This is a genomic window from Acinetobacter rudis, assembly GCF_000829675.1.
GTDB classification, from domain to species: Bacteria; Pseudomonadota; Gammaproteobacteria; order Pseudomonadales; family Moraxellaceae; genus Acinetobacter; species Acinetobacter rudis.
Genome location: NZ_BBRX01000021.1, coordinates 62,023 through 75,469 on the forward strand (window position 1 = coordinate 62,023; position 13,447 = coordinate 75,469).

Below are 13,447 nucleotides of genomic sequence, written 5' to 3' on the forward strand. Positions count from 1 at the left end.
AATTAACCATTCTATCTTTTGTAAAGCGCTTCAATTGTGCTTGATGCTAAGCTATGTGCTTTAACCATATAACCCGTCAACGCACCAGAGGCATTAGCTGGTAGCTCTAGTTTTTTTGAAAGCGCATATATTGTAAATTGATAACGGTGTATACCATGGCCCACTGGTGGGCAAGCTCCGCCAAAACCAGTATCTCCAAAATCATTGACGATATTAATTATACCTTTGTCGTTGAGTTTGCCGTTTCCAGAAGCTAGAGAGGTAATCTCTACAGGGATATTGACGACTTGCCAGTGCCACCAACCACTGCCAGACGGTGCATCGGGATCGTAGGCCATAATTGCATAAGCTTTGGTATTATGAGGAGCCCCTGTCCACGATAATTGAGGTGATTTATTTTCACCAGTACAACCAAAGCCATTGAATTCAAGTTTCTTATCCATTATTTCGCCATTGGTTAAATCTGTACTCTTTAATTTAAAATCGTTGGCGTATGAAATTCCTGAAGAACTACTTATAAATATGAGTAAAACACTCAGAATATACTTGTTCATTAATATCACCGTTTTAAAAAAGCGTATGTTAAAGATTTTGACAAGTGTTTTTTCTCTGTAATTAGTCAATTTTTAGCCTAAATAAATCACATACAAATAATATGTTAAATAAAAACATCAATAAGGAAATAGTTGGATTTTTAATGTGATGAAAATAGACCTAATGGTCACTAAAATAGATTGTAAATTTTAAATATTCGGGTTTTTAATCCGATTTGAATGCTTGGTTTTCTCAGGGTGTTTTAAAAAATAAGTGACAGTAAGCTGATTTTATTTTTTAAAATATTTAAGAGGATACATCTCTCAATTTTTATTTTCTATTTTAGGGTCTATAAATTTAATATATATTTTATATGAGAAATTAACAATTTTTTCACCAAAAAATAATAGTATAAGAAACCTTATCAGTTGAAAACTAATGACTATAGGCAAAACAGCTGAAGTTCCTGAAGAAATTATTGCGATTGAGTCAATTCCACCTGGGCTTGTAGCGAGATATGCTGTTAATGGATCGATGTTGAAAAAGTATATCAATAAAAAACTTAAAAAATAACATAATAAAATCAATACAGTAATTAAGAAAAACACTCTCATAAAAGACTTTCTTGCTGCAATTAAAATTTTTGTTGTTAGATTAAATCCAATGTTCCAGCCTAAGATTATAAAACCAAAGGCTAATATTAAATTAGGGACTTTAATTGGTGGTGCTATCGTGTTCAAGATAAAAGCATATAAAATTGATAATAAAAAAATATTCAAATTCTTCTTTAAAAAATTTAATGTTAAAAAAATAAAAAAGATAATTGCTATGAAAAATAAAATGACTTCAATCCCATAGTGACTATTTTGATCCAAATTTTCTTGTAATTTAGCATGATCATGCAAAATTATTACTGTGGAGGCCAATAGAGAAACAAAAATCACTCGTGTATATTGAATAAATGCGACAAGACCAGGAACAGCATCTTTTTGCTCTGACAGAATAATCATTACAGGAGCAGCTCCTGGAAGCATTCCCCATAGCCCTGTTGTTCCTGGAAGAAACTTAGACTTGACGGCCAGTAAACCAACGATCAAGCTTAAAATTATTAATAATGTAGATATAAAAATTAAAAAATAGAATGGAATATTGCTGGAAATAATATCATCTAAATTTATAGACAAACCAATAAAGCAACCAATAATAATTTGAGATAAAAGATAAACATAATTGTTTAATCGTAGTTCTTTTATTTTTCTAGCATAAATAATACTCACTAAAATTGAAATAATTATAGATGAGGGTGTGAAAAATGAAAATGGATAATAAATTATGATCGTCAGTAAAGATAGTATCATCCAATGAACACTATTATTGACATTTAACCTATTCATAAAAATATTATTTTATACCTCCTCTAGGTTGGCCTGCCCTTATATCGTGAAAAATTACCATGAAACTTTCAGGCAGTTCTCTGGTAAATTCACTACTTAACCAACATCGAAATAAGCATCTTTTTTTGTCTATACTATTTTCAAACTTCGTTCTCATATGCAATGTTATGTGGTTATTGACAATGGCGATGACTCCTTTTTCAAATCTTATTTCTGCGTAGCTAGATGGAATATTAATTTCGGAATCAATCAGATCAAGAAGCTTTTTTTCTTCTTCTGAGAGGTGAACGCCGTGTCTTATCACTGAATCATTAAACTTTCTTATATATCGAAAAACAAAATTATTTTTTTGAGTAGTTAATATCGGAATGTAACAATAATGAAGTGTAGCCTCTCCTCGTAAATCATGCGCAATACTTTTTCTAAGTAATGTCTTTATCTCAGGATATTTTTCCTCTAAACCACGCACCACATCTATGGCTGAGCGCACTCTAAATACCCCGCCTTTATACGCTTGTGACCAACAGCAAAGAATAGTTAAGTCTGCTCGATCTGAATGAAAGGCCAATTCTTGATTGGTCATATGACCTCGTTGTGGATTGATCAAACTATCCTTAACACCCGTATCACTAACCTCCTTAATATAGTCACCCTGTTTATTAATTGCAGCAGGTACACCTAACCATAGGGAAAATTTGTTAAAAATCTCCTGAAATTTATTTTTATCTAGACATTTTAATACTTCTGAACAATGTACAAATACACCACTTCCATACTCAAGTTCTTGGTGTATTTTCTCTCGCAGTTTAGAATATTGAGTTGTATCGGTGAGATTCTTATTTAAAAATTCATTAAAAATAAGTTCGATCTCTTCAAACAAGTCATTGTTAAGAACATGATTGCCTCGCCATGATTTTGACATGAATCATGTTGTCATATGTATCTTGCATATTCTTCACTCCAAATAACCAATGATGTTAATGTAAATAATTGATTAGTATCTAGTTTTTCAACTTTTTCTGATGTGATCTTTTCTAGGCCTAAGTCCTTTAAAAACGGTATTGCTTGGTTTATTTTAAAACGTTGCTCTCTTTGAGCATTTTTCCAATGATCCAAAGGTATTCTGAAATGTATTTTTTTATTGTGAAAATGCTTATTTGCTCGCTTACAAACCAATTGATATAAATCATATTTACTGATGCCATCTTTCACTCGCAGCTCTGCCAGAATTGAAAATGGAATGTCGTTATGTAGAAAAGGAGTTCTCGCCTCTATTGTTTTGCGCATCAGGATGTGATCTGTTCTTCGCAATAAAGGCTCTAAAGAATAGTCTAAGTCAAATTTTTCAATGGCTGAGGTAAAACCCTCGGAGAGTGTTTTTTGAGCGAGTGTGAAAACTTTATGATTTAACTCTTTCTGAGTCTTATCACTAAATAAATCTGAATTTTTTTCATAATCACCAAACCACTTATGAGCAAAATCATTCGGTGATAGATTTGATTTCGAATCTAATAACTGGACATGCCTGGGATAGCCCCAAAATGACTCATCAGCGCCCTCACCGACCAATACGCAATGATAACCTGCTTTACTTACAGCCTCTGCAAGCCTTTGATATAGTAATAAACTGGTCATTCTACTCGGGGAAGCAAAGGATCTAACCGCATTCCTAAATGTTTCCATAAACATATTTTCATCAAAATTGACTCTATTTATCGGGTACTCTGTTGTAATCGGATAATCATTTGTTTCAGATACAGATAAATTAAATCTTTTGAAATTAGAATTTAAGTAAGAACTAATCAGATTGGAGTCTACACCACCACTGATTAATAATGCTGTTTCTCTAAATGAAGCATTACATAAATTCAAAGACTTCAGAATCATGCCTTCTAAATCAACAGCGGTTGGATTTTTTTTATATTTTAACTTTGAATTTTCTTTGAGGGTAAATTTGATGCCATCATATTGAAAAACAAGTTTAGTATTTGGAGGGAGAATATTTATTTCTTTAATTAAAGTAGAGTAATCTAGAGATACGCCCGTCGATATAATTTGTGTTATCGCCTCATAATTAATTTTATTAAAATATATTTGTTTTAAGATATTCATCAGAGGTTCAATTTCTGAAGAAAAAGCCAGAAATTCACATTCTTTATTGTATGTGTAGTAAAGAGGTTTTATTCCAAATCTATCTCGATATAAAACCAATTCCTTACTGAGATCATTCCAGAATGCAATTGCATACATCCCATCTGGGACAGTATTGTGATTTATTCCATTGATCAATGACATGGCTTCATCGTTAATCTGATAGCCTGTGGTATATACCTCTCCATTAAATGATGCGATATATTTGCCAATTTTTAGTGGGACGGGTTCTGGGGTATTACTCGACATGGGTAGCCTGACCATACCAAGCGAACCATTTGCTATATTTACAAATCCTTGTCCATATGGACCTCGATGATTCAACATATTAAGTGATTTTTGAAATGTTATGGCATCATATTTTTTTGCGAAGAAACCTAATATACCGCACATAATTCACTCCTTTATTATAATAAGCTACTGTTATAATCCCCTGAATTTACGAAATTTATATAAGTTCCTTCTCCACTAACATGCCTATATGTGTGATACATTCCTGCCGGAATAAATACTGTTGCAGGGCTTTTTAAGATCTTTTTTTCACAGCCCAATATCACTTCAACGCACAGGCCTTCATAGTTCTCCTTATTGCCAAGAAATAAAAATACAGAGTCACAATTGTGTGTATGCCCATCAACATGACCTGGCATAGCAGGACTATTAGGGTGATTAAATTTTCTAGCGATAAAATAATATGGACTAATTTCTAATAACCTTTTGTCAATCATGACATATCTGACCCCAGGCCCTTCTCTGTGGTGCTTCAACTCTGTAGCAGATTTTTCAAACGGAATCAGGAATAATTCTTTTTCAATAATTGGAGAATCATGAATAAATGTACTTTCTAGATTGAAATCGCTCGGTGTTAAATAGTTATATGCATTATCATTTTTTGAAGCGGCTAATTGGTGTAGCCTAGAAACATGATTAAATGCATTTACTCCTACAATTGGACTCATTGGTGAAATTTTAATACGACTAAATATCTCTACTAATTTAGATATTTGGGGGATTTTGAGAATATTAAAACGATCTACATGGTTTTTCTTATATAAAAAATTAATCAATTGCAATGTATCAGTTATCCCTGCTCTTTCGCCTATCCCATTGCAACTTGTTGATATCCATTCAATTCCAGCATCTATTGCTGCCAAAGTATTTGCTAAAGATAAGCCTAAATCATTATGAACATGATATTCAAAAGTTATATTTGGAAATTTTTTCACAAGTAAAGACAATGTATCATAGGTTTCTTTAGGTGATAATGCGCCGACACTATCTGAATAGCAGATACGGTCTGCTCCTGACCTACTTGCATAATTGATCATTTCAATAACATCAATAATCTCTGTTCTTGAAGCATCTTCAATAGTCGCTCTAACATTCAGTTCTTTTGATTTTGAATATGTAATCGCTTGCGCAAACATATCTAAAACCTCTTGTTTTGATTTTCCTTTAAATTTAGTGGCCAGTGATATCTCATTTATAGAGGCGAATAAGCCAATCCACTTTGCACCCACTGCTATGGTTGCATCAATATCTTCTATTCTAGACCTTGCATGAGCAAGTACAGGGACTTTTGCAGCGTTTATAATGGTCTTAACACGTAAAAATTCATCTGAAGATATTAATGGATGGCCAGCCTCTATCATATCAATACCTAAGGAACTAATTTCTTTAGATAAGATATAAGAATTATCCGCATTAAAGTTGCATTGCCGCGCCTGATTACCTTCTCTTAATGTACAATCAATTATTTTCACCATAGTTGTATCTACCAAGTTTAAATGATTTGTTTTATATTTTTATGAAAATCTTGTGGTTAACTACTATTGAATTCCATTTAAAATATTAAGAATTTTATTAAAAACAAAGTTAAGTAAGTATGATGGATAAAGATTTAAACCCTTAAAGTCTAGTTTTGATTTCCTATTTTAGAGCGATGTTTGGTTTTTTTAATATAATTGAGCTGAATAAAAATAAATATACCTGTGTGTAATATTATGTTTTTAATTGTTTATTTTAAATATAACTGTTTGGTCGCATTAAATATTAAGTAATAATCTCGATTAATTAAAAATATTAAATTTATTAAGCTGGTATTTTATTTTGAGTTTTTTTTGTTTTTGATTCTCTATATTTTTTATTTTTTTATAGAAAATAAATAATTTTTAAGGTAAACAGTAGCGTACTAAGAATCAATGTTTTTATCTTGATGATGCATATAGTTTTTATTGAGATAATTTGTGGTTTGAAGTTTTAAGTGGTGACTAAGAGGCTCAATATTTTTTAATCTCATTAAACTCTCTATTTCATTGGATTTAACTTTTATATTAAATGATATAAATATATAAAAAGCCTAAATATAGAATTATTTAGGCTTTTTAGTTTCAATCAAGAGCTTTATAGACTAATTTAGAAAATGGATAGCTCAATTTAGGTCATGGTATTGTTATTAGGTAGATTACCTATATATTTTGATTGAGGCCTAATTAGACGTCCATACATTATTTGCTCTCTGGCGTGTGCTAACCAGCCCGCAACTCTGCCTGCAGCAAAAATAGCCGTAAAGTCAGCTCGATTAAAGCCCAAACTATCTAATAATAGCGCTGTATAAAACTCTACGTTTGTATGTAAAGGACGATTCGGCTTAGTTCTTTTGAGTACATCTAAAGCTGTTATTTCGATGAAATAAGCTAAATTTAATTTATTTTTATCGACAACAAAAGAATCATTTAAGCTTAGAAGTGCTTCTTTTAATGCATCCGCTCTAGGATCTCTCACTTTGTATATTCTGTGACCAAACCCCATCAGTCTTTCACCCTTCTTAAGTGTAGTTTCAAGCCACGGTAACGCATTTTCTTGACTGGATATTTGATCAATCATATCTAAAACTGGACCTGGAGCACCTCCGTGTAATGGCCCTTTTAAAGCGCTTAAAGCTGCTATAACAGAGGATGTTAACCCCGCATGAGTTGATGCTACAACACGACTCGTAAATGTTGATGCATTCAGTCCATGATCAATAATAGTGACCAAATATGTATTTAATGCTGTCGAATGAATTTCTGAGTAATCGAGTCCTGCTATTCGTAAAATATCAGTTGCATGGTTGATGTTTAGATCAGGGACAAGTAATTTTCTATGATTACGCTTTGAAATGAGTGCTGCGGTAAACACACCGATGGCTGCAATAAGTTTTATAGCAGTCTCAATATCATTTCCATCTTTAATTTTTGAAATTAATGTGCGAACTGCATCGACAATTGGCATTTCGGAAAGAAATACATCATTTGGTTCATAAAGGCTAAATACTTCTTTTCTTGCTTTTGCCAATAAAACTTTAATTTCATCATGAGTGTAGTTTATATGAAAAAGATTTTTAAAAAGTTTTGATAATACCTCTTCAAACTCCAGTTTTACGATATCTTTTAAATTTTCACCCAAGATTATTAACTCACCATTATCACCGTCAACATGAGACAACTTTGTTTCTGCTGCAATTGCATCATCCAAATCAATAGTCATTATTTATACTCCATTTTCAGTTTCACTAAAAATTTCAATAAGATTTTTAAATTAAAACAATGAAAAATATAAGCTTATTAAATACAATAGAAAAATTATTCATTGAATATATTTATTCTAAAGTTGAATTTGATCTTGTCATAAAGAATTGCTGCATGCAATTAATGCGAAACCATAGTTGTTTTCAAATGGAAATAATACTTAATATTGAGTTTTAAATAATTTATTATTCTTGTTTAAGATATTTTTAATAACAACGAATATATTTTAAAAATTTCATATTTTCTTTTATTTTATTGATTTATATTGTTACAATAATTTGAGTTTACTGATTCTGGAACTTGCTTTTTTATGTATTTTATCTCAATGAATGCTTATTTTTGATTTAGATATTATCTGAGATTTTCTATAACACATGAGCTAAATCTCATTGCAAATCATAATTGGTTTTTCATTTTTTTGTTAAGCGATGTTTTCGAAAATATTTTTGATCCATTTATATATGGTTTTAATGCTAACTTGGATCAGGTTAAGTTTTTTTTGAGTCATAGCCAATAGAAACCATTGAAACGATAGTAATTAATGCGATGATAATAAAAATAAATGAATTAAATTGCATGTGATTGTTAATCAATTGAATAGAAAATACAGTCATTGGTGAAAGCGCTAATACAGTTGATACTGTTAATGGTGTAGCTAGCTCTATACCCTTTTGTAAAAAATAGAGCGAAGTACTCACGCCAATAAGTGAAACATATAAGATGATCAATAGAGTATTTCTATTTATAACTATATTATTTTGAAATGGTAATACAATAGAACAAATGATAATCAATAAAGGAAATCGCACAGATAAGAGTACGGAAGCTGGTATTTCTTTTATAGAAAACTGTTTAGAGATCAATACAGTAGCTGTAATACTTATGCTACACATAATTGCAATAATTATCCCTAAAACCAATTCTGGACGGCTATATACATTATGGACACTATAAATGACTGTATAGAGTGATAAAGATATCGCTCCTATGAAGATGACAAAATGACAATAACGTGTGACTAAACTGACAGGTTGATTTTTTATAAGCAAATAAATTGTCATACTCACAGGCCCAATGCCTTGTGTTAAGGTCACAGCGACAGAGGGTTCAAGGTATTTAACTGCTATAAAATAAAAAAGCCAATTAAAAACTGACAATAAATTTAATGCGATGAGCAAATACGGTTTAGAAAATAAAGAATTATAAACGTGTCGGTGCTTTAAAAAACTGATGATAGCAAATACCATAGTCACAACAAAAAAACTCAATGCAACGATCAAAAAAACATTTACATTCAATAGCCAAGTATTCAGCATTACACTCTGTATTGATGCGATCAAAATATACATTAAAGTGCAAAAAACACCGATAAAATGCTCTTTTTTGTTCATCATCAATTTCACCAAGTATCAATAAATTGTTGATGCCACTTTTCGAGCATATATAGCGTCCATATGGCATAACTATGGCTATGCTTAAATTGCTTTATAAAAGCCCTCATTTTATCAGGGTTAAAATATCCTCTTGATAATGATTGTTCACTGGTCAAAGTATCAATAATTGTATGTTTCATTAACGATACCATCCACTGTTCTATAGGTACTGCCAACTCTTGTTTTTTACGATTAATTATATAGTCCGGGAGGTAACGTTTTGCGAGGCAGTACAATAGGTATTTTTCTTTATCTTTATTAAGTTTTAAGTGAGCGGGTAAGTTACTCCCAAATGCAATAACCTCTTTATCTAAAAATGGGATGCGAACCTCTAGGGAGTTTGCCATGGAGGCGATATCGACTTTAACCATTTGTGCTTCTTGCATCCAATGATTGAAGTCATATTCCATCGCAGATGAAAGCTGATCTTTATGCGCTTCAAGCTCATATTTATAGCTCTCTAAGCCTAATTCGTTGCTCTTTTGCAATAATTGTTGCTTTAATTTTTTGCTATACAGTTCTTGGCGCAACGCCCTGCTCACGCCATCTGTTAATAATGTTTGATAGAATGTTGGGAATTCATCTTGTTTCCAATTTCGATCTATAACACCTACTTTGCGTGGCAGATTATATTGAACTGGTAAATGAGGAAAAGTATTCACCAGCTCGTAACGCGCATAGCCACCAAAAAGTTCATCGGCACCATCTCCGCCTAATACGACCTTGACATGTTTAGAGGCCAATTGATACATAAAATGGCTTGCTATAGAAGATGGAAATGCAAATGGTTCACCAAAATGGCAAATTAGGTCATGTGCAGCCTCAAGTGCCTTTGGTGCTGTAATTATATAATCATAGTGCTCAGTACCCAGATCTTGAGCTAAGCGTTTTGAATAATCCAACTCGTTAAAACTCGTTTCATGAAAACCAACCGCGAAAGTTTTTAATTGATGTTGTTTTCTTTGCCTCAAGGCTATAGCTGTTATTAGACTTGAATCTAATCCTCCGCTAAGCATCGTGCCAATAGGTACTTCAGCCATAAGACGTTTTGCAACAGCTTGATTCAAATATTCATCTATTTCATTTACCCATTGTGTCAGTGTCTTGTTATCTTCCCTTGATTGATAGTTAACTTGCCAATGTTGATATAGACTTTCATTTCCGCGCTTAAAACTGACGCTACATCCTGCTGGTACTTTATGAATGTTGTTAAAAATACAACGATCGCTTGGAACGACTCGAAAACACATATAATAATCTAATGCGACGAGATCAATACTGCGCTGGATACTACAATCTTTGAGTAATGAGGTTAGCTCTGATGAAAAACTTAAGATTCCATTGCGAAATGAATAGAACAGTGGCTTTTTACCTGCAGGATCCCGTGCTAATAGGACGATATCTTCTTTATTGTCATAAATAGCCAAAGCAAACATTCCATCAAGCCTTTGATAAAAGTTTTTACCATAGAGCTGATATAAATTAACGATCACCTCAGCATCAGACTCTGTTTTAAATTGAAATCCTTTTGATATAAGTTCAGAGCGTAAAGCTCGGTAATTATAGATTTCACCATTAAATACTAAAATATAGCGACCATCGTTGCTGTAACAAGGTTGTTGTCCATTCACCAAAGCAATAATTTTTAAACGTCGCATTCCTATACTAATATGATCTTTACAGTAAACCCCTTGTTGATCAGGTCCTCGATGCTTTAGTGCATCTAACATTAAAGACAATGTGTAAGGTGATACTGGTTGACGATTAAAATTAATAACTCCTGCAATACCACACATAAATTTTCCTCATTCATAGCACATCAATAACGACGTTTACTGATATTTATATTTATTTCCTTTTCATCCACACACTGAATAAGAATGTTTTGGACAAGCCCAGAAGAGATCATTTGAGCAACATCTGGGTTTTTAGCTAACAAGTCATGCTTAATATTTTTAATTATTGACATCGGAATGATTGATTTTGTTGCAATACGAATGGCTAATCTTCCACTTTGGTCATCAAGGTCAAAGTTGTGATACGGTAAATTTTTAGCCATAACATCATTAATATCACTCAGATGAATTCGCTCTCCATGCTTGAACTCATTGGAAAACCTTCCGAGACAACGTTGAAACGTATAAATTGTACGATCCTTGAGTTTTTTATATGAAAATCCCTCAATTAAATCATTGCTGACAAATCGAACCGCTGGAAAGTATTCACGAGCAAAAGAAGTGAGTAATAAAATACCTCCCCTCCCTTGATAGTTTGAATCAGGGTAAATACTTTGTACTGGTACTACTTCTGGTAAAATATATGGATCGAACTGATAATGCCCATATAAATGATTAAAATGAGCAATAGAACCGATTTCAATGCTGCCATAAAGATCAAGTATTTGTGTTTGGTCAATATTAAAAAAATCTGCTATTTTTCTTTGCCAAACCTGACTAGCGACATCACCTAGTGTGATAATTTTCTTCGGTTGGAAATTAAGTTTTCCAGTCGCAATGAGCCTATCGAGAATCATTGGCATAGTAAAAAATATTTCGGGTTGGAAGCTGTTTAGCACATTAATGTGTTGGTCAATTGGTTGAGTAAAGTTTATTAATTCAACATTGCAGCCCATCATTTCAAAGATTTGACCAGCAGTAGCAGCTGCATGCCCTGTACCTAAATCAGCGCATGCGCGAGTATTCATGCCACCACAGAAATGACCAATAACAGCTAATCTTTGTTGTAGATAATGATGCTGATCTTTTTCAGAATATAGAATGCTCTTAGGCTTTCCAGTTGTAGTGCCAGAGGTAAAATAACGATGGTAAGAAGAAAAATTTATATTTGCATGGTAATAATGCTGAGTTAATATTTTTTCTGTCATCAATGGCAATGATTCTATACGAGAGTAATCTATTTTCTTATTTCTAAGTAATTTTAAATACCAAGGAAAATCGATACTATATTGATTTATCAATAGTTCTAGATTCATGTTATTCCCCTTGGTAAGCGACTAGATTTTTTTGGAAAAACTCTTTTTCTAATTTACGAATTTCTGCAATTGTTTTATTTAATAAATAGATATTAGCTCTGATAACAATCACCAAACCTGGTGAGCTGATCAGATCTTTAGTTTCTTGTTGAATATCTCCTGCTTTATAGTGGTAATTAACACTAATTACCCCCTCGATAGAAATAAAAAACGCTTCTGGTGAGCGACGTAATTGACCTTTAAATGGGGAAATTAAGTAAACATAGGCTGCGCACTGACGACTACTTAAGTCACGGCGAAATAGCATGTCATGATGGAATAATTTTGGCTGTAAAACCGCTTGCAATAATTTACCAATCTGAGAATGTCCTAAGCACTCTTCAATCACATAAGGGTCTGCACCACCTGCGACTCGAGCGCCAATCTCAATTAACACAGGTCCATCTATGGTCATCATGACTTCTGCATGAAATGCCCCATTCTCTATACCGAGTGCCTGACATACTTGTGTCGTGTATACCGTTAAACTACTGAACTTGGCACTTTCCTCATGCAAAAGGTACTGCGTTTCATAGATAGGGACGTCTTTACGATATTGTTTTGTTGATTGCCATAACTCGGTAAAAAAATATTTCCCTTCACAGGCAACCCCGTTAACCACAAATTCTTCACCCAGCAGAAATGCTTGGGATAATACTGCTTGATTGGGCTGACCGAAAATATCTTTACTCAATAAAATAGAATCAAATGCCTCAAAACATTGTGTGATGTTATGGCAAATAAAAACATGGTCTGTGCCAGCACTTTGCACTGGTTTTAATACAACTGGCCATTGACCATGTTTAGTTAACCAATGCCGTAATCTATCCTTACGTGAAATCAATTGTTGTTTTATTGAGGCCACACCGCAATCACCAAGTCGTTCTTGCATCAAAAATTTATTACGTCTGGCTTCTGAAAGTTTAAACTGATTGCTAAAAGGAAGATTCAGTACATGATTAAGGTAATCTGCAAGTGCAACTCCGCTCTCACTTCCTGCTAATACAGCTTTAATGTTGAAATCTTTTAAATTATTTACAAGTTTTTCTAGATTACCATCAAAAATAATATGCTTATCACTTCGAGAAATTGCCAACTGATTATCTGCATAGAATATTTCTGCTAAAAATAATGACTGGATATGCAAGCAGTAATATCCTAGAGACTGAAATGCTGGAATTAAATTTTTACCTCCTGACCAAGCATCAACAAGTACGATAATTTCTTTATTATTTATAATCGACATCATACAGCTCCTTACTGAAACTTATTGTCACTATGATGGGATTTAGCCATTGTTAGAAATATGCTGAATAAGTTTTTAAACGCTCATTC

10 protein-coding genes are annotated in these 13,447 nt (G+C 32.8%); all 10 read right to left on the bottom strand.

Annotation, left to right across the window (positions count from 1 at the left end):
- Window positions 1–11: 11 nt before the first annotated feature.
- Window positions 12–554: a YbhB/YbcL family Raf kinase inhibitor-like protein gene (locus Aru01_RS05245; RefSeq protein ID WP_016656240.1), complete on the bottom strand. Its 543-nt coding sequence runs from the start codon at window positions 552–554 to the stop codon at window positions 12–14.
- Window positions 555–857: 303 nt separating this feature from the next.
- Window positions 858–1,811 (bottom strand): AbrB family transcriptional regulator, encoded by a 954-nt coding sequence (locus Aru01_RS05250; protein ID WP_162183599.1) that lies wholly within the window; start codon window positions 1,809–1,811, stop codon window positions 858–860.
- A 124-nt stretch (window positions 1,812–1,935) separates the two neighbouring features.
- A complete protein-coding gene (locus Aru01_RS05255; protein ID WP_016656238.1) occupies window positions 1,936–2,850 on the bottom strand; it encodes a TauD/TfdA family dioxygenase in 915 nt (304 codons plus the stop codon).
- A gap of 11 nt (window positions 2,851–2,861) precedes the next feature.
- Entirely contained in the window at window positions 2,862–4,472 is a 1,611-nt protein-coding gene (locus Aru01_RS05260; protein ID WP_016656237.1) for an asparagine synthase-related protein, read from the bottom strand.
- 14 nt (window positions 4,473–4,486) lie between these two features.
- A complete protein-coding gene (locus Aru01_RS05265) occupies window positions 4,487–5,845 on the bottom strand; it encodes a LeuA family protein (protein WP_016656236.1) in 1,359 nt (452 codons plus the stop codon).
- Window positions 5,846–6,515: 670 nt separating this feature from the next.
- Complete coding sequence (locus tag Aru01_RS05270; protein WP_016656234.1) at window positions 6,516–7,607, bottom strand: citrate synthase; 1,092 nt, start codon at window positions 7,605–7,607, stop codon at window positions 6,516–6,518.
- A gap of 529 nt (window positions 7,608–8,136) precedes the next feature.
- On the bottom strand, window positions 8,137–9,042 hold the full coding sequence (locus Aru01_RS05275; RefSeq protein ID WP_016656233.1) for a DMT family transporter: 906 nt from the start codon (window positions 9,040–9,042) through the stop codon (window positions 8,137–8,139).
- A gap of 5 nt (window positions 9,043–9,047) precedes the next feature.
- Complete coding sequence (asnB, locus tag Aru01_RS05280) at window positions 9,048–10,877, bottom strand: asparagine synthase (glutamine-hydrolyzing) (protein ID WP_016656232.1); 1,830 nt, start codon at window positions 10,875–10,877, stop codon at window positions 9,048–9,050.
- A gap of 23 nt (window positions 10,878–10,900) precedes the next feature.
- Window positions 10,901–12,073, bottom strand: coding sequence for a fumarate--(S)-2,3-diaminopropanoate ligase (gene ddaG, locus Aru01_RS05285; protein ID WP_016656231.1), 1,173 nt, complete (start codon window positions 12,071–12,073; stop codon window positions 10,901–10,903).
- A 1-nt stretch (window position 12,074) separates the two neighbouring features.
- On the bottom strand, window positions 12,075–13,358 hold the full coding sequence (ddaF, locus tag Aru01_RS05290; protein WP_016656230.1) for a dapdiamide A synthase: 1,284 nt from the start codon (window positions 13,356–13,358) through the stop codon (window positions 12,075–12,077).
- Between the last annotated feature and the right edge of the window lie 89 nt (window positions 13,359–13,447).